General features: G+C 53.8%; 17 protein-coding genes. 10 read left to right on the plus strand and 7 right to left on the minus strand.

The window, feature by feature from the left end:
• Positions 1–430 precede the first annotated feature (430 nt).
• Positions 431–646: a hypothetical protein gene (locus ACP6KB_RS22990; RefSeq protein ID WP_191832358.1), complete on the plus strand. Its 216-nt coding sequence runs from the start codon at positions 431–433 to the stop codon at positions 644–646.
• A 19-nt stretch (positions 647–665) separates the two neighbouring features.
• Here ACP6KB_RS22990 and ACP6KB_RS22995 read toward each other — a convergent pair whose 3' ends face one another.
• The 6 genes from ACP6KB_RS22995 to ACP6KB_RS23020 all read right to left on the minus strand — a co-directional run bounded on the left by ACP6KB_RS22995 (position 666) and on the right by ACP6KB_RS23020 (position 8532).
• The gene (locus ACP6KB_RS22995; protein WP_442109585.1) at positions 666–893 is read right to left on the minus strand and encodes a hypothetical protein; all 228 of its coding nucleotides are present in this window, start codon (positions 891–893) and stop codon (positions 666–668) included.
• A 499-nt stretch (positions 894–1392) separates the two neighbouring features.
• On the minus strand, positions 1393–1716 hold the full coding sequence (locus ACP6KB_RS23000; protein ID WP_191832360.1) for a DUF2790 domain-containing protein: 324 nt from the start codon (positions 1714–1716) through the stop codon (positions 1393–1395).
• A gap of 237 nt (positions 1717–1953) precedes the next feature.
• Positions 1954–5076 (minus strand): efflux RND transporter permease subunit, encoded by a 3123-nt coding sequence (locus ACP6KB_RS23005; protein WP_038614575.1) that lies wholly within the window; start codon positions 5074–5076, stop codon positions 1954–1956.
• Between the two features lie 11 nt (positions 5077–5087).
• The gene (locus tag ACP6KB_RS23010; RefSeq protein WP_038614576.1) at positions 5088–5429 is read right to left on the minus strand and encodes a P-II family nitrogen regulator; all 342 of its coding nucleotides are present in this window, start codon (positions 5427–5429) and stop codon (positions 5088–5090) included.
• A gap of 14 nt (positions 5430–5443) precedes the next feature.
• Positions 5444–7033 (minus strand): efflux RND transporter periplasmic adaptor subunit, encoded by a 1590-nt coding sequence (locus ACP6KB_RS23015; RefSeq protein WP_038614578.1) that lies wholly within the window; start codon positions 7031–7033, stop codon positions 5444–5446.
• Between the two features lie 218 nt (positions 7034–7251).
• On the minus strand, positions 7252–8532 hold the full coding sequence (locus ACP6KB_RS23020; RefSeq protein ID WP_191832361.1) for a TolC family protein: 1281 nt from the start codon (positions 8530–8532) through the stop codon (positions 7252–7254).
• A 399-nt stretch (positions 8533–8931) separates the two neighbouring features.
• Here ACP6KB_RS23020 and ACP6KB_RS23025 point away from each other — a divergent pair, with 399 nt between their 5' ends.
• From ACP6KB_RS23025 to ACP6KB_RS23035, 3 genes are all read left to right on the plus strand, one after another.
• Positions 8932–10275 carry an OprD family porin gene (locus ACP6KB_RS23025; RefSeq protein ID WP_038614579.1) on the plus strand — a complete coding sequence of 448 codons (1344 nt, stop codon included), beginning with the start codon at positions 8932–8934 and terminating at the stop codon, positions 10273–10275.
• Between the two features lie 506 nt (positions 10276–10781).
• On the plus strand, positions 10782–11456 hold the full coding sequence (locus tag ACP6KB_RS23030) for a heavy metal response regulator transcription factor (RefSeq protein WP_038614581.1): 675 nt from the start codon (positions 10782–10784) through the stop codon (positions 11454–11456).
• 545 nt (positions 11457–12001) lie between these two features.
• Positions 12002–12181: an ATP-binding protein gene (locus ACP6KB_RS23035; RefSeq protein WP_038614583.1), complete on the plus strand. Its 180-nt coding sequence runs from the start codon at positions 12002–12004 to the stop codon at positions 12179–12181.
• A gap of 4 nt (positions 12182–12185) precedes the next feature.
• Here ACP6KB_RS23035 and ACP6KB_RS23040 read toward each other — a convergent pair whose 3' ends face one another.
• Positions 12186–12629, minus strand: a complete 444-nt coding sequence (locus ACP6KB_RS23040; RefSeq protein WP_191832362.1) for a MerR family transcriptional regulator — start codon at positions 12627–12629, stop codon at positions 12186–12188.
• A gap of 67 nt (positions 12630–12696) precedes the next feature.
• Here ACP6KB_RS23040 and ACP6KB_RS23045 point away from each other — a divergent pair, with 67 nt between their 5' ends.
• The 6 genes from ACP6KB_RS23045 to chrA all read left to right on the plus strand — a co-directional run bounded on the left by ACP6KB_RS23045 (position 12697) and on the right by chrA (position 17097).
• Complete coding sequence (locus tag ACP6KB_RS23045) at positions 12697–13515, plus strand: cation transporter (RefSeq protein ID WP_191832363.1); 819 nt, start codon at positions 12697–12699, stop codon at positions 13513–13515.
• 23 nt (positions 13516–13538) lie between these two features.
• Positions 13539–13973, plus strand: coding sequence for a copper chaperone PCu(A)C (locus ACP6KB_RS23050; protein ID WP_262405544.1), 435 nt, complete (start codon positions 13539–13541; stop codon positions 13971–13973).
• 9 nt (positions 13974–13982) lie between these two features.
• A complete protein-coding gene (locus ACP6KB_RS23055) occupies positions 13983–14417 on the plus strand; it encodes a disulfide bond formation protein B (protein WP_038614586.1) in 435 nt (144 codons plus the stop codon).
• A complete protein-coding gene (locus ACP6KB_RS23060; RefSeq protein ID WP_038614587.1) occupies positions 14414–15082 on the plus strand; it encodes a DsbA family protein in 669 nt (222 codons plus the stop codon). Before ACP6KB_RS23055 ends, ACP6KB_RS23060 begins: the two co-directional genes overlap by 4 nt.
• A gap of 4 nt (positions 15083–15086) precedes the next feature.
• Entirely contained in the window at positions 15087–15548 is a 462-nt protein-coding gene (locus tag ACP6KB_RS23065) for a methyltransferase family protein (protein WP_038614588.1), read from the plus strand.
• Between the two features lie 154 nt (positions 15549–15702).
• The gene (gene chrA, locus ACP6KB_RS23070; protein ID WP_191832364.1) at positions 15703–17097 is read left to right on the plus strand and encodes a chromate efflux transporter; all 1395 of its coding nucleotides are present in this window, start codon (positions 15703–15705) and stop codon (positions 17095–17097) included.
• Positions 17098–17135: the final 38 nt, after the last annotated feature.

Here is a 17135-nt window from a genome sequence, read left to right on the forward strand (position 1 = left end):
ACTTTCTCCTGAGCGCTTACGGCATCCAAGCTATAGGCCAAATACATGGTCGGGCAAACACATATCAGCGCCAAAATTAAGAATTCAGTCGGTACGGTCAACACATACCTTTTAGCATAAGCAGGCATACGTTTCAGATCTGCAAAAACTACTGGTTGGTCGCTGATAAGCAGTGAACAGTTCGAAAATCATCGGTTTAATTACCTCATCAACAACGAGAAAAGCAAAAGAGTGCGCTTCTGTCACCGCCCCGACAACGCTGAGATAGACACCACGCCCATGAATTTAAGGGCTAAAGACTGTGCACCGCTCCGGAACATGACGGAATTGTAATTATTGACTCATCATGGCGTTAGCTTCTCGTTCCTAAACTGCTAAGCAACAAAGGCAGCCACGCTGGCCAGCCTACTAGTATGTTCAGAGGCTCATCATGAGATTTGTAAAATTTATCGCTGTTGGTAGCTTGCTTCTTGGTCTCATGGGCACTGCTTATGCTGAAGGAGGCTTCGAACGAGCGAAAAGCTTCACCGAAGACTTCCGAGCAGAACAGGCCCGTCTCTGGGGCGATCAGTCGGAAAAAAAGAATGGGCAAGATGCACAGCAACAGAAAGAGCCCGAAAAACGCCAGGAAAAGTCCGACAACTAATCGGAATGGAGCCGGACTCCTAATGACAATATTGACGAACAAAAAGCCAGGTAGTTGCCTGGCTTTTTAATTCTAATTTTGGTTTATCTTTTCTAGCTGGCTCAGCCTTGGCCTCTCCAGCAAAACCGCCCGTCTCAAACTTAACGTTATGCCGTTTACACAACAGCAGCTGAATGACGTTGACTTCAGTGATTTTGCTGTCGCTCACACCAGCGTGCAGTCTGGGCCCGTTAAAATATGCCATCATACGGCCACCTTGTAGAATCCTTGATATTCTCGGACTTATCGTTGCGGTAGAACTCCCACGAGTACGAGTGACGTCCTAGACAGATGGCTGGTGCTGGTTGATTCAACATCCAGCCAAGCCTGTACAGCGTCAAACTGGTTCTGAGGCAAGCTTCGATAATTCCCACAAAGATGATGCTCCACCCCAATGTTGGGTAACGCCACAGCACTGCTCTCCGCCGCGAATAGTAGGGACAAACCAAGCTGAATCGAAATGGTACCATACGGTTTCCGGGCCATCAGACCGATTCCCCATAACTCTTTACTTCTGCAGGGTGAACGAAAACGCCCTACACAGTTCCAAATCCTGAACTGATTAGCTTCGGCCTATCCATCCAGGTCAACGCGCTGCAAAAGAACTCAAGAAAGCGTGACCCGCATCGTTAAAATCGATTTCAAATAAAAAATGCCAGGCACTGCCTGGCATTTTTGAGTTCGTATTTTTTGCAATCAAAGATAACCTACTTATTATTGATACAGGTAGCAAACATTGAGTATCGAAAAGTCTTTAGTGTACCCATGGAGTCTTCGAAGGTCATGAGCCTTGGGTAGACTGAGCAGTTTCGAGGGTCTTGAGACTGCCGTACAAACTTAGCCACGTCGATCTTCATACCGTATTTGTAGTCTTGAATATCCGGCATTGGTTTACCATTTTTCTCGGCGTAGGCAGCTACGGCCTTCTGATGCTCCTGAATGAACTGCAGCTGACGTTCCTCGGAATAAGTATTGGCTTGCGCAGTCACCGAGAAGATAACCAGCGCCGCAGTAACAATAAGCTTTTTCATAATACTCTCTTAAATTAACCATCTCGAGAGTACCTTAGCAATACGTTGGCATCACCGACATGACAAAAAACTTACAATTTTGAAAGCTAATGCCATTCACTTAGTTCTAATCAAGTAGAAAAAGCCCACAACAAGTGTTGTGGGCTATTCAGTGCGAATCGTCAATTTGTGACTTTAAGTAAACAGCATTGCGCTCAAGAGCAGTTTTTTTACTTACACAAAAATAGCGCTGTGAACTTAACGCGTGCGATGGGCCAAGCGGTAGAGCAATGGCAGAACCAACAGCGTCAGCGCCGTTGAGGACAGGATTCCACCAATCACCACCGTCGCCAGAGGCCGCTGAACTTCCGCACCCGTGCCAATGGCAGTAGCCATCGGAATAAAGCCCAGAGACGCCACCAAGGCAGTCATCAGTACAGGTCTCAGACGAGTCAACGCGCCTTCGCGAATGGCCTCATCCAGCCCCATGCCGTTCTCACGCAAACTACGAATGAAGGAAATCATGACCAGGCCGTTGAGTACCGCCACACCCGACAACGCAATGAAGCCCACCCCTGCAGAGATCGAGAGCGGAATATCACGCATCCACAACGCCATTATCCCGCCTGTCAGTGCGAAGGGCACGCCGGTGAATACCAGCAGGCCATCTTTGACATTGCCGAACATCATGAACAGCAGCGTGAACACAAGCAACAGCGATACTGGCACGACAATCTGCAGGCGCTTGGCCGCTGACTGAAGCTGCTCGAAGGTGCCACCCCAAGTAGTCCAATAGCCTGCAGGGACACTCACCGCCTCAGCGATTTTGCTCTCAGCCTCGGCGACAAAAGAGCCGATATCACGGCCGCGAACGTTCGCGGTAACCACCACGCGGCGCTTGCCACTTTCACGGCTGATTTGGTTCGGACCTGGTGCGAAAACCACACTCGCCACATCAGCCAAACGCACAAACCCTGGACCGTCTAAAACATCGCCATTGGCTAGGCGAATAGGCAACTGCTGGATTTTGTCGACGTCATTGCGCCACTCATCGGCCAGGCGAACCTGGATATCGAAGCGCCGGTCACCTTCAAACAGCGCTCCAGCTTCGCGCCCACCGATGGCGGTGGAAATGGCGTCCTGAATCTCCGATACATTCAAACCAAATCGCGCGGCTTTCTCACGGTCGATTTGTATGCTGAGCATCGGTAGGCCAGTGGTCTGCTCAACCTTCACATCGGCTGCCCCCGGAATACCCTCCAGCACCTCAGCGATTTGCTCGGCGGTCTCGTTCATCACGTCCATGTCGTCGCCAAACACTTTCACCGCGACGTCACTGCGCACGCCGGAGATCAGTTCATTGAAACGCATCTGGATGGGCTGGGTAAATTCGTAGTTGTTGCCGGAAACCTGTTCGACCGCTTCCTGCATCGCCGCAACCAGATCGGCTTTGCTGCGATCAGGATCCGGCCACAGCTCGCGCGGTTTGAGCATGACAAAGTTGTCCGCCACGTTCGGTGGCATTGGATCGGTCGCGATTTCAGCAGTTCCCAGCTTGGCGAACACCGTATCAACCTCGGCAAAGGATTTGACCCTTTGTTCAAGCTGCACCTGCATGTCAATCGCTTGCGAGAGGCTGGTGCCTGGAATGCGAAGAGCATGCAGCGCGATATCGCCTTCATCAAGACTCGGCACGAACTCACTACCCATCCGCGAAGCAACCAAGCCTGAAAGCACCATGATGACTGCTGCAATGGTCAACACCAGCGGCTTGCTTACCATGACCCAATCCAGCAACGGCGCGTAGCCTTGCTTGACCCAAATCATCAAGCGGTTTTCTTTCTCGCTGACGTTGCCATTGAGGAACAGCGCAACAGCCGCCGGGACGAACGTCACCGAGAGGATCATAGCCCCCAACAGTGCAGTCACCACGGTAAACGCCATCGGGTGGAACATTTTGCCTTCCACACCAGTCAACGCAAAGATCGGGAGGTACACCACCATGATGATCAGTTGACCGAACAGCAGCGGACGACGCGCTTCCTTCGAGGCAGCGAACACCTCATGGAAACGCTCGTTACGGGTCAGTGCTCGACCCGCGGCGGCTTGGGCGTGGGCCAGTCGCCGCACGCAGTTCTCAACGATCACCACGGCACCATCGATGATGATACCGAAGTCGAGCGCACCGAGACTCATCAGGTTCGCGCTGACCTTGTTGCTGACCATGCCCGTGAAGGTGAACAGCATCGACAGCGGGATCACCATTGCGGTGATCAGGGCGGCACGGATGTTGCCTAGGAACAGGAACAGGATCGCTATAACCAGCAGGGCGCCTTCGATCAGGTTCTTCTTCACCGTACTAATGGCTTTGTCAACCAATACGGTGCGGTCATAGACCGTCTTCGCCATGACCCCTTTCGGCAGGTTGCGATTGATCTCGCTCAGGCGCTGGTCGACAGCCTGCGATACATAGCGACTGTTCTCACCAATCAACATGAACGCCGTGCCGAGTACCACCTCCTGACCGTTTTCAGTTGCGGCACCGGTACGCAGCTCCTTACCCAGGCCCACCTCAGCCACATCACCGATACGGACAGGAACGCCATCGGTGTTCTTGATGATTATGTTGGCGATGTCTGCAATATTGCCAACTTGCCCTGGAGCTCGGATCAGGTACTGCTCGCCGCTGCGTTCGATGTAGCCCGCACCGACGTTGGCATTGTTGCTTTCCAACGCAACTACAATGTCCTGCAGGCTGACGCCATGGGCGACCAAGAGCTCCGGCTTGGGTGAAACTTGGAACTCCTTGGCATAGCCGCCAATGGTGTTGATCTCAGTAACACCTTTGACAGTTCGTAGCTGCGGCTTGACGATCCAGTCCTGAATCTCACGCAGATCCATCGGCGTGTAGGCGCTGCCATCCGCTTTTTTCGCGCCTTCTTGCGCCTCAACGGTCCACATGTAGATCTCACCCAGGCCAGAGGCAATGGGTCCCATGCTCGGTGATAGATCCCTGGGAAGATTGCCACGGGCTTCTTGTATCCGCTCATTCACCAACTGACGAGCGAAGTAGATGTCCGTACCGTCTTCAAAGATGACAGTGACCTGCGAAAGCCCATAGCGCGAGATGGAGCGCGTCTCCTGCAGGTTGGGGAGCCCCGCCATGACCGTCTCAATCGGGAAAGTCACACGTTGTTCGGTCTCCAGCGGCGAATATCCCTTGGCCTCGGTATTGATCTGCACCTGCACGTTGGTGATATCGGGAACCGCATCAATCGGCAATTTCTGGTAGCTGTAAACACCCAACGCTGCCATGCCGAGAATAGCCAGCAAAACCAGCCAGCGCTGATCGATTGCGAAGCGAATTAATCGTTCGTACATGTAAATTTCCCCTAAAGCGCAGCATCACCGCGCTCTCCAGTACGGATGCGCAATGCGTCAGTCAAAGGGGATACGGCGACGATTCCGTCACCGGGTACACCTGTGTGGGCAGCCTTCTCTATGGCCTTGACGATCTCATCGGCAACATCGTCGGAACAAAACGCTAGCAGCACGAGATGCTGATGGGCGTCGGGGTTCCACTCGTCTGCGATGTAACTGTGATCTTTACCATGGCCACGCGGGTGACCATAAGCAGGCAGGATGGTAAACCCAGGCAGATGCGGCAATGCGTGCAACGCTTGCTCGACGGCCTCAAGCCGAACCGGGCGAAAAATGGCAGTAACTTGTTTCATAGCTCAACTCCGAATTAGTGGTCATGGCTCGCGCCGGCTTTGCCTAGCTCAGCTTTGATCAGAAAACTGTTCTTCAGTGCGTAACGATCACCCACCTTCAGACCCGAGATAACTTCTACGAAGCGTCCGTCGGACTTGCCAAGTTCAACAGGCCGAGCCTCCAACTGGTTATCGAAGCGGCCGAATACCACCTGCCAGTCTCGAACGGTCTGGATCGCCTCGACCGCCACAGCAACGGGAACATCGCTCTCCGCAGCAACCACCTCGACGGTCACCGGCAAACCGGGACGCCATACCCGATCTGGATTAGCAAGAACGATGCGAGCCGTTGCGGAGCGGGTTTGTGCCCCAACCAGAGCGCTGACATACGAAATGGTACCCTCCGCCTTGGCTACGAATGCACTGGAGCTCACTACAACTTTTTGCCCTTCGGCGATTACGCCCAGGTCCTTTGCCGCGATGGTTGAATCCACCCACACAGTCGACAAATCCGAAACGGTAAAGACCGCAGAGTCCTCTTTGAGAACTTCACCAACCGATATGCTTTTGCTGGTTATCACGCCATCAATAGGAGAGCGAATCTCGAACTCGGTGAGGTTCTGGCCTTTGGCTGGAGTACCGCCCAGCGAGGCGATTTGTTGCTGGACGCGCTGCACCGCGATAGCGGCTTCCTGCATGGCAACCTGCGCCTGTAGGAAGTCCTGTTCGGCAGAAATTTTCTCTTCCCACAATTGCTTTTCACGCGAGTAGGTCGTGCGGGCAAGCGCCGAACGCTGCTGTGCAGCAAGCAGCTCGCCACGCAGTTCGGCAAGCGCTTGGCTGGATATCTTGGCCAGCACCTGGCCCTTGCGGACCGTATCGCCAGCACTAACTGCCACCGAATCGACCCGACCGGCAAGTTGCGGGGTCACCTGAACCGTACGGTCGCCGTTATAGCGAACCTCACCGAGCACCTGCAGCGTGGAAGCAATTTTCGCGGGACCAGCAGTGGCGAGCGTGACGCCACCCTGCTCAAGCTGCACATCCGTCATGGTCACGCGGGCCTCAACCTGCTCGTAACCGAACGAGTAACTTTTGCCTTTGTGCTTGGCGCTGATGGAAACCTGGAAAGAATGAGGCTCTACGACAACGGCATCGCCACGAAGATAATCATTCTCTTTGCTGAAGCTGATGAGTTGTGGAGCCTGCCCAAGACGCGACAAAGTCACTTGCGCAGTACTGGCAGCTGGGTCTAGAAGCTTTCCGTCCAGGTAGGTATAGAGCCGGAACTGAGGCTCTACGCCTTCCTCAAAAATCGTCACTTCAAGCGCGTAATTACCCTCAGTGAAAAGCTTGCCACCATGCTCGCCCTTGGTGGCCTCTTCGATCTCATGATGCTCTTCATCTGCATGTTCGTCGGCATCTTCATGCACCTCCGCCGAAGCTTCGCCGTGGTGCTCGGGATCTGAGTGAGCCGACGCTTCCTCATGACTTTCACCATGACCATGGCCTTTTTCCCCGGACTGACCCGGGTTTCCACTTAGAATTAGACCCGCCGCGGCCAAACCGATTACGACAACGGCCGCAATCATCAGCCGCTGCTTTCGGGGAGTTGTTGATGCCATTGGTAACTCCAAATTATCAAAAATATTGAACTTGACTCATGTCCCGAAGGTGACAAAACACACTCGATAAACATGAAGTTGTTCTGTAACCAGGCGAGGCGTCATGCCGTATGCCCGAGTGTGCTCAGCCTTCGCACACAGCCCTGCTAATCTCGCGGCGCGCTTCATTGGTGCCCGACTCAATGATTGCCGCATGACGAAGAAAATGTCTGGCAGGCTCAACGAACGCCGGCATCCGAACCGACGTAGCCGTAAACCCGTTCCACCTGAGCACGCGCATTGGTTGCCGCAGCCAACGAGTCGAGGTACTGGCCACGAGAAACGATCAAGGTGCGCTGGGCATCCAGTACCTCGATGAAACCGAATTTGCCCATCTCGAATCCGCGAGTGGCGGTATCCACAGCTTGTTGGGCAGAGGGCAGGATGGTCTGGTCATAGGACTCAACTTCCTGCATGGCGGTAGCCCACTGGTTCAAAGCAGTTTGAGTTTCGCTACGCAACCTCAACTCCACAGCATTACGTTGATCACGGGCCTGATCAGCCCGGCGAGCAGCAGAAAGGATGTTGCCCTGGTTACGGTCGAACAGCGGAAGTGGCATCGATAATCCAACTAAATTGACTCTTTCCCGTTCTGAACGGTCGTACTGGCTACCAATGCTAACTGTCAGATTCGGAATACGCTGGGCCTTCTCCGAGCCGAGCGAAGCGTCATTCTGGTCGATTTTCGCCACGGCCTGACGCATCTCAGGGGTTTGATCCAACCTGGCCAACAACTCCGCTGGCCGTGGCGGTGTGCCCGGAGACAAGGTGGGTGACTCAAGGCGGTCGAAGACCGTAACTGCGCTGCCAGTGATCTGAGCCAACTGCTGATATGCCGTAGATTTCTCCGTTTCGGCACGACGCACCTGCAGCCTGGCCTCGGCTAACTGCACTTGAGCTCGTGTAGCCTCTACCGGTGAGGATTTACCCGCCCGCACGCGGCCATCCACGATACGCAGTCCGCGCTCGGTCAAGTCAAGAGACTGCTTGGCCAGGTCGAGCCCCGTCTGGGCTCGCAGGGCTGCGTAGAACGCTTGCACAACATCGGCTCGTAGACCGTTCACACGACGCTCCAGCTCCATCTGTGCGATCCCCTGGCCGAGCGTAGCAACTTCGATTCTGGCGGCCCGTTTTCCACCAAGTTCCAAGGGTTGGGCAATCGATACGGAGGTGGTACTGGTGTCTCGCTGGGTGTCTTCAACCTCGTATGAAATCTCCGGGTTAGGGATGAGACCAGCCTGCTTACGAGCCCCGTCGGCAATGCCAATTTCCTGCCGTGCAGCGGCCATATCAGGGTTGGAATCCATCGCAGTGGAAAGTGCTTGGGAGAGGTTAATGCTTTGCCCAGCGAGTGCTGCAGGTGTAATCAGGCCCGTAATTAGCGCACAGAGCGCAAGTAGCCTCCAAGGAGACTGTGAGGTCTTTAACAAGACATTTCTATCGTACCGGGGCACTTTCATGATCCTCGTGCGCAAACTTCGATAAAGCTTGGCGAGAATGCAGAAATAGCTGCCAAGCCCCACTGGATTAGGTGATGGCACTCTAATCAGCGATAGCTATCAGAGGGGTGGCTGGAAAATTACAATTTCGTAATCAATCGAAGCTTTGCCCGTAAACCTTGTAGAAACTGCGTATCCAATGGGGTTTAAGGAAGGGCTGTACATGGCAGCGCGAGCGCCCTATACAGTGAATAACAACAACATGACAAAATTGTAATTATCTTATCACTCTCCCGTTATCTTCCGCCTGTAAGTATTGCGCAAGGCGCTTCGCTACGCGCGCCGCCGGGTCAGAACAATCACCTAAACACCCGAGTCGGACAATCATAATAAAAGCTGCCGCAATCGAAGGAGCATTGAATGAGAAGTAAATTGTCGCTTTACCTGGCCGCATGTTCTGCGCTCGCCGGCAGTTATGCAGTTACAGCCCAGGCAGAGGAAAAAGCAGAAGGTTTTATTGAGGGCAGCAGCCTCACCGTTTTGAACCGAAACTTCTATTTCAATCGTGATAACCGTGACAGCTCCGCCCCCACTTACAACAGTGGCAAGGGCAACACGAACGGCTACTCCGAAGCATGGGCTCATGCAATCATCACCAATTTTAATTCGGGCTTTACCCAAGGCACCGTTGGTTTTGGTATAGACGCCTTCGCAATGATCGGCCTCAAGCTTGACACCGGTGACGGCCGAAATGGCGGCCGCAGCTCCTTTGACGTACTCCCGGTCAACAGCGAGGGCGAAGCGCGCGATGAATACACCAAGCTGGGTGGCGCCGCTAAAGTTCGATTCTTGGACACCGTGGTGAAAGTCGGGGACGTGTTCCCTCTCACTCCGGTGGTTGCTTTCGGCGATTCACGCCTGCTGCCGGAAAGCTTCCGCGGCGTTACTGCCGAGAACACTAGCTTTGAGGGCCTCACCATCCAGGCCGGTCGTCTGCATTCGATGAGCCAGCCAGTCTCTAGCGATATGCGCGATAAGTTTGCGACCTTCTATGGTGGCCCAGTTGACTCACCTTGGGTTGGCTACGGCGGTGCTGACTATGACGTCAACGAGAATATCAGCGTGAGCCTCTATGCCAGCCGCCTGAAGGACGTCTGGAACCAGTATTATGCTGGTTCCAGCTTCAGCTACCCCCTCAATGACGACGTCGCGCTGATTGGTGGCCTGAACTACTACCGTGCGCTCGATGAAGGCAAACAGTTGCTGGGCGATTTCGACAACAGCATCTGGAGCGCTAAGGTCGGCGTTCGCTTCGGCGGCCATACGCTGGCTCTTTCTCATCAGCGCAACAACGGCGACGATGACTTCGACTATCTGCGCCAGTCTGACTCCATCTTCCTCGATAACTCAATCCAGTACAGCGACTTCAACTCGCCGAATGAGCGCTCGTGGATGCTACGCTACGACCTGAACATGACCAGCTACGGTATCCCTGGTCTTTCGTTCATGACTCGCTATGGCAAGGGCACTGACGCCGACTACTCCAACGCTAACCAGTTTTACATGCGGACCGATGATAACGGCAATCCACTTACCGACCAGAAGCGATGGGAACGTGACATCGAAGTCAAGTACGTAGTGCAGACTGGGACCGCCAAAGACCTTTCTTTCCGGGTACGCCAGGCTAACACTCGCGCCACGGCATTTGAATCGGACCTAGATGAGGTCCGCCTGATCGTCGAATACCCACTCTCTATTCTGTAAATACCTCATAGGATCAGTGATCCCTGAGCACTAATTCTATTAGGCCGTTGAGCACCACTCGTTCCACTAATTCACCTTAAGAAGCTTAATTGCTCCTTTGGTTAGAGGTGAATATTTGGCGCCCTCTGGGCGCCTTTTTTTTTCGTGGTTAAAATTCGAGAAGCCGTCCAACTTTCACCATCACATGACGATGCAACTCGTGGCTGCACCAATGTTCCGCCTCCTCATCGAGTGAGGTCTCTTTGTAATCAGACCTCAACGCACCCAACACAAAAACCAGAAATAAAAAATACTTCATACTGTCATGCTGCGAACCATAATAGCGGCTGATATCACCTCCAAGCCAAGCTGCGACACAATATATCGCCAGGCTATCAGCCATATTACCAATAAATTACAAATGCGTTATTTAGACCCTGAGTGCCAAAAATTGATTTACTATTTTACTAAATACTACCGGCGCACAGGCGCTATTTAATTGCTCAGCGATATCGAGACAAAACCCCATGCGAATTCTGGTAATTGAGGACGAGGTAAAAACAGCGGAGTACGTGCGACAAGGGCTTACGGAAAGTGGTTATGTTGTAGATTTCGTGCACAACGGCCCTGATGGCCTCTTCCTAGCCAAGCAGCATGAATACGAACTTATCATCCTCGATATTAACTTGCCAGAGATGGATGGTTGGCAAGTGCTCGAGCTGCTACGGCGAAAAAACTGCCCTTCGCGCATTATGATGCTGACCGCAAGAAGTCGCCTTGCAGATAAAGTCAGAGGATTGGAAAATGGTGCGGATGACTACTTGGTCAAGCCGTTTGAGTTTCCGGAGCTCTTAGCCCGCGTACGAGCCTTGATGCGTAGAGCGGATCATCCTGCCTCGGTTGAGATCATTCAAGTAGCAGATCTGGAGCTGGACCAGAGCCGCCATAGAGCCTTCCGAGACGGCCAACGTATTGATTTAACTACGAAAGAGTTTGCTCTGCTGCATTACCTGATGCGCAACTCCGGCGTGGTCTTAAGTCGCACACAAATAATCTCGCAGGTATGGGACATGAACTTCGACTGCGACACGAATGTAGTGGAGGTCTCAATTCGCAGACTCCGAGCCAAAATAGATGACCCCTTTGAAACCAAGCTCATCCATACACTGAGAGGTGTAGGATACGTGCTAGATAAACGTTGAAAACTTACACCACAAACCATACGCCACCCTTAGCACACTAAAAACCCCGTCAAAGCGGGATTTATTTAGCGTGAGAAATCTCGCAGCTTATAATGCTCTATTCAAAGCTTAATCTCGCCTACAACTTCACCAACAGCATCTTCAAAAATTCTATATTTGTGGGTATTTTTCGGACACCCACTTTCAAAATTTAATAACACACCAGCTGATATATCGCTATAACTAGATGAGCTGTCATAGCGCTTCAGCGATACGATTGATCATCTTCTGCAAGCTAGAACCTTCAAGTGAACGTTCTTTTTCGAGGCAGGGATTCTCAGCCCTCACAGATGAAACAATATGCCTCACCACTGATCTTATATTATTTCTACCCATGTCAGGGAAAGCAGTTGAGACACGGACAGCACACGTATTGCAAAAATGAATCAAAGTGTGATTGCCAACGCCATTGAAGCGATGCCGGAGGGTGGCCGGCTAGATATCAGTACCACACTGTCTGCCGATGGGCTAAAGCTCCACTCTCGATCAACGATACCGGTAAAGGCATGACCCGCCAGCAAGAGATGATGGCGTTCAAATCCTTCTACACCATCAAACTGGGTGGGTTGGGTATCGGTTTGATCATGGTCAAGCAGATCATGGAGCGCTTTGGCGGGGAAGTCAGTCTCAGTAGCCAAGAGCAGGCGGGGACCAGTGTTTGTCTCTGTTTCAAAGTCGCGAGCTGATCTCTTACCGTGAAACCGTGTCAGTCGACTCCGGACGCACAGCAGATCGATTCGATAGGGATTCGATAATCCGGCACTCTTCAATCACGCCGCCTTGGCAGCACGCGATCAACCGTGTCAGCTCGCTTTCCAGGCCTTGTAGATCACGGATGCGCTCTCTCACTTGAGCAAGCTGTAGTTCGACTTTGGCATCGACTGCTGCGCAGGAGTGTTCCTTCCGATCCGCCAGGCCGAGCAGTTCGCGTACATCATCAAGGCTGAAACCCAGCCCACGGCTGCGTCGAATAAACAGCAGGCGATCGCGCTCGATTTCCGTGTAGAGGCGGTAGCCCGCGGGAGTTCTGGTGGCTGAAGGTAGCAACCCCTGCTGCTCGTAATAACGGATGGTCACGGCCTTGGTGTCTGTGGCCTTGGCCAACTGACCTACGGTGTAGTTCGGTACAGTCATGGTGCTTGACCTTATAGTTGCTAGAACCTTCATGCTATCGCAATCGGTCATGCGTGAGGATGGGAAAATGGACAGCTGCTGCGAAAACAAAGCCGGCGAACTAGCGCAGTTGCGCGCCCGACAAAGCCGCATTCTCTACATCGTTCTGGCCATCAATGCGGTGATGTTCGTGGTGGAGTTTGCCGCCGGTTTGATTGCGAGCTCTACCGCATTGCTGGGCGACTCGCTGGACATGTTTGGGGACGCCTCGGTTTACGCGGTGACGCTGTTTGTACTGCACCGAAGCGTCCGAGCGCGCGCCGGGGCGGCCTTGTTCAAAGGCGGCTTTATGCTGCTCTTCGGGCTTGTGGTGGTCGCCGACGCTGCTCGCAAGTTGATCATGCAAGAAGTGCCTGAAGCGGATTGGATGGGGGTGGTCGGGTTTATCGCATTGGCTGCCAATGGCATCTGCTTCTATCTGCTGTTTAGCCACCGCAGTGATGACTTGAACATGCGCTCGACCTGGCTGTGTTCACGTAACGACCTGATTGCCAATACCAGTGTGATTATCGCGGCTGGTTTGGTGGCTCTAACTGGCAGCCTGTGGCCTGATATCGCGGTGGGTCTGGCGATTGCTGCACTGTTCCTGCATTCCGCTGGACAGGTCCTTCGCGAAGCCTGGCATGAGTGGAAGCTCAATCCGCAGCCGGAGGTGGTCGCTGAACCTGCTGAATGTTGCGCAGTGGAGCCTACTAAACCTGCTGCTTCCTGCTGCGCCCCGGTATCCAATGCGGTCTCAACGCGCGAAGGGTCAAAGCCTATGCTGGTAAGCCTCTGTGAGCCCGGACAATCCCCGGCAGAGCCGACTGAGGTCAAGTCGTGCTGTGGGCCCAAACACTCCAACTAACTGGCTTCAACACAAGGATAGTCATGATGCAACGGATCGGACGACAGCTGGCTGCTGTGCTATTGCTGCTAACAGCAAATGCTGCAATGGCCCAAGTGCAAGTACAGAACGCGCAGCTTCGGCTGCTACCCGGTGACTTACCGGCCGCAGGTTACTTTACGTTGACGAACACCGGTGCTGAGCCGGTTGCGCTGAATGGTGCGCAAAGCGACATGTTCGGCCAAGTCATGATTCATCGAAGTATCCAGGAAAATGGCATGGCTAGAATGCAGCATATTGATCAGGTACAGGTACCTGCGTCAGGCACCTTGGCCTTTGCTCCCGGTGGTTATCACTTGATGCTGATGCAGCGCCAGAAGCCGCTAGCCCTCGGTGATCAGATTGCGATAACGCTTCAATTTGCTGATGGTCAGACGCTCCCGGTGACCTTTACTGCAGTGCCTCCAGGCGCTAACTGAGGAACGCATATGAACCACGGCGTTACCCCCAGCTCTTGGATGTTGTTACTGCTGGCCTGGCTGCTCGCGCTAGCTTCCACACTAGCGGTGCTATTTGTTGGAGAGGTGATGGGCCAGGAGCCTTGTGTGCTGTGCTGGTTCCAGCGAGCCTTTATGTTCCCGCTTGCGATCATTTTGGCTATTGCTTGCTATCGCTCAGATTTTGCGGTCTGGCGCTATGCGTTACCACTCGCGATCGGTGGTGGGTTGGTTGCGCTGGGGCACAGCCTGCTCTATGCAGGCCTGCTTCCGCAGCCAATTGTGCCCTGTACTGCGACCGGTCCATCCTGCACTGACGCTGGCATGACGCTGTTTGGCGTTGTTCCGCTGCCTCTGTTAGCACTAGCTGCCTTTATGTCCATTTCTGTCCTGCTGCTTATCATCCGTCGGAGCTCTACCACATGAATCGTCGTACCCTGGTCCTGACCATCAGCATTCTGGTGCTGGCTGCCTTTGGTGCGGCTGTCATGTTGTATCAACCAACACCGACCCCACCAGCTCAAACTTCAACGATGCCCCCTGCCGAACCGCCTGTCAGGGCTACGGCCAATCTGGTGCGCTTCCATTCACCTGCGTTCGGTAAGGCAAACGCCCCGGTCACCATTGTCGAATTCTTTGATCCTTCTTGTGAGGCGTGCCGGGCTTTCTATCCCTACGTCAAAAAGATTCTCGCGGAGCATCCTGACGATGTTCGTCTGGTCTTGCGCTATACGCTTTTACACCAAGGTTCAGAAGAGGTTGCCCGTCTGCTCGAGGCATCGCGAAAGCAGAATCTCTACCAGCAAGTGCTGGAGGCGGTTTTGGAGGCCCAACCAGGTTGGCATGATGATCCTCAAGTAGCCAAGGCGTGGGAGGCTGCGCAAGAGGTCGGTCTCGATCTGGATAAAGCCCGTTCAGACATGCGGTCTGCGGGGGTTGATGCGGCGCTTAAAGTCGACATGCAGGATGTTAAAGCCTTAGCCGTACAGGGCACTCCGACGTTCTTCGTAAATGGTCAAAGCCTGAACGAGTTCAGCCCGCAGGCACTGCGTCAATTGGTCCGTGATGAGGTCGCCAAAACCAAGGAGTAATGTCATGCACTGGTTCGAGAACCGTGTCCCGCCCCCCTTGGTAGCGGCGATTTGCGCTTTGTTGATGTGGCTCAGTGCAGCGCAATGGCCGGCCGTAGAGGCGCCTCTGAGTTGGCGCCTTGTCGGCTCCCTTGTGTTATCAGTGATTGGCGCCGGTGTTTGTTTGGCAGGCGTAATTTGCTTCCATCAGGCCAAAACAACGGTCAATCCGTTGAAACCAGCATCGGCTTCAGCCCTGGTTACTTCAGGTATCTATCGCGTGACTCGAAACCCCATGTACCTGGGCTTTGCATTGGCCTTGGCGGCGTGGGCGGTGTTTCTTGCTTCACCCTTCGCTTTGCTGGGAGTTGCGGCGTTCGTCCTGTACATCAATCGTTTTCAGATCCTGCCGGAAGAACGTGCCTTGCGTCGGTTGTTTGGTGACGATCTGGATAAGTATTGCGCTCGTGTTCGCCGCTGGATTTGAAGTTCAGTTTTGCGCCCCTATAAAAAGCTAATGATCGCAAGCTGCTTCGCGAGTACCACCAAAACACCAAAGTCCGAACATCACGAGACAATCGTTTCATGAGCATGTACTTTCGCCAGCTGCTCGCTCGAGCGCCCATCGGAGGGCAACACCGATGACTAAGGACACCCTACCGGTGGATGCGCCTGACTTGGTGCGACCAGCGCCTGTTAGCTTGGCACAAGCACTGTGGTTCTGGCTGAAGCTCGGCTTTATCAGCTTCGGCGGGCCTGCGGGTCAGATCTCGATCATGCACCAGGAGCTGGTAGAACGTCGGCGTTGGATATCAGAACGGCGTTTTCTCCATGCATTGAATTACTGCATGCTGCTTCCTGGGCCAGAGGCACAGCAGTTGGCGACCTATATCGGCTGGCTGATGCATCGCACTTGGGGTGGGGTGATTGCGGGTGGGCTGTTTGTGCTCCCTTCGCTGTTCATTCTAATTGTGCTGTCATGGGTCTATATTGCCTTCGGTGACGTTCCCATCGTGGCTGGACTGTTCTATGGCATCAAGCCTGCAGTCACCGCCATCGTGGTCCATGCCGCTCATAGAATCGGTTCAAGAGCACTCAAAAACGGATGGCTGTGGGCCATTTCTGCCGCTTCGTTCGTCGCGATTTTCGCCTTGAATGTTCCTTTCCCCGTCATTGTCCTGGTCGCGGCACTGCTGGGTTATCTGGGCGGCCGCCTTGCCCCAGAAAAATTTCGCACTGGTGGCCACGGTACCGCGAAGAAATCCTATGGCACGGCTCTGATCGATGATGACACCCCAACGCCTGCACACGCCCGGTTTCGCTGGTCTCGGCTAATGCTGCTGATACTGGTAGGCGTCCTGCTGTGGTTGTTACCCATGGGCCTCCTGACCGCGATGTTTGGCTGGAACGGGACGTTCACCCAAATGAGCTGGTTCTTTACCAAGGCAGCGTTACTGACGTTCGGTGGTGCGTATGCGGTGCTGCCCTATGTCTATCAAGGCGCTGTGGGGCACTACGGCTGGCTGACCCCGACCCAAATGATCGATGGCCTGGCCTTAGGTGAAACCACACCTGGTCCGTTGATCATGGTCGTGGCGTTCGTTGGCTTCGTCGGCGCTTATGTCCAGCAGGTTTTTGGTCCTGAGCAGACGTTCCTAGCCGGTGCCGTAGCGGCGAGCTTGGTGACCTGGTTCACTTTTCTGCCTTCCTTCCTGTTCATTCTGGTCGGTGGGCCCTTGGTCGAGTCGACCCATAACGAACTGAAATTCACTGCGCCACTCATCGGCATCACAGCTGCCGTGGTCGGAGTGATCCTGAACCTGGCGATGTTTTTCGGTTACCACGTACTCTGGCCCAATGGATTTGGAGCAGGTCTGGACTGGCCGTCGCTGGTAATTGCGATAGCCGCTGCCATTGCACTGTTTCACTTCAAGCGCGGTGTCATTCAGGTACTACTCAGCTGCGGTATAGTCGGTTTGCTGGTGTACGTGGTGCGCAATGGACATTGGGGAGCATTCTTTCAACTGTGGTCCTGATGACCACCATTGGGAATGGCCCAGCAACCGCTGGGCTT

Source organism: Pseudomonas sp. NUPR-001 (assembly GCF_052147955.1).
In the GTDB taxonomy this organism is placed as follows: domain Bacteria; phylum Pseudomonadota; class Gammaproteobacteria; order Pseudomonadales; family Pseudomonadaceae; genus Aquipseudomonas.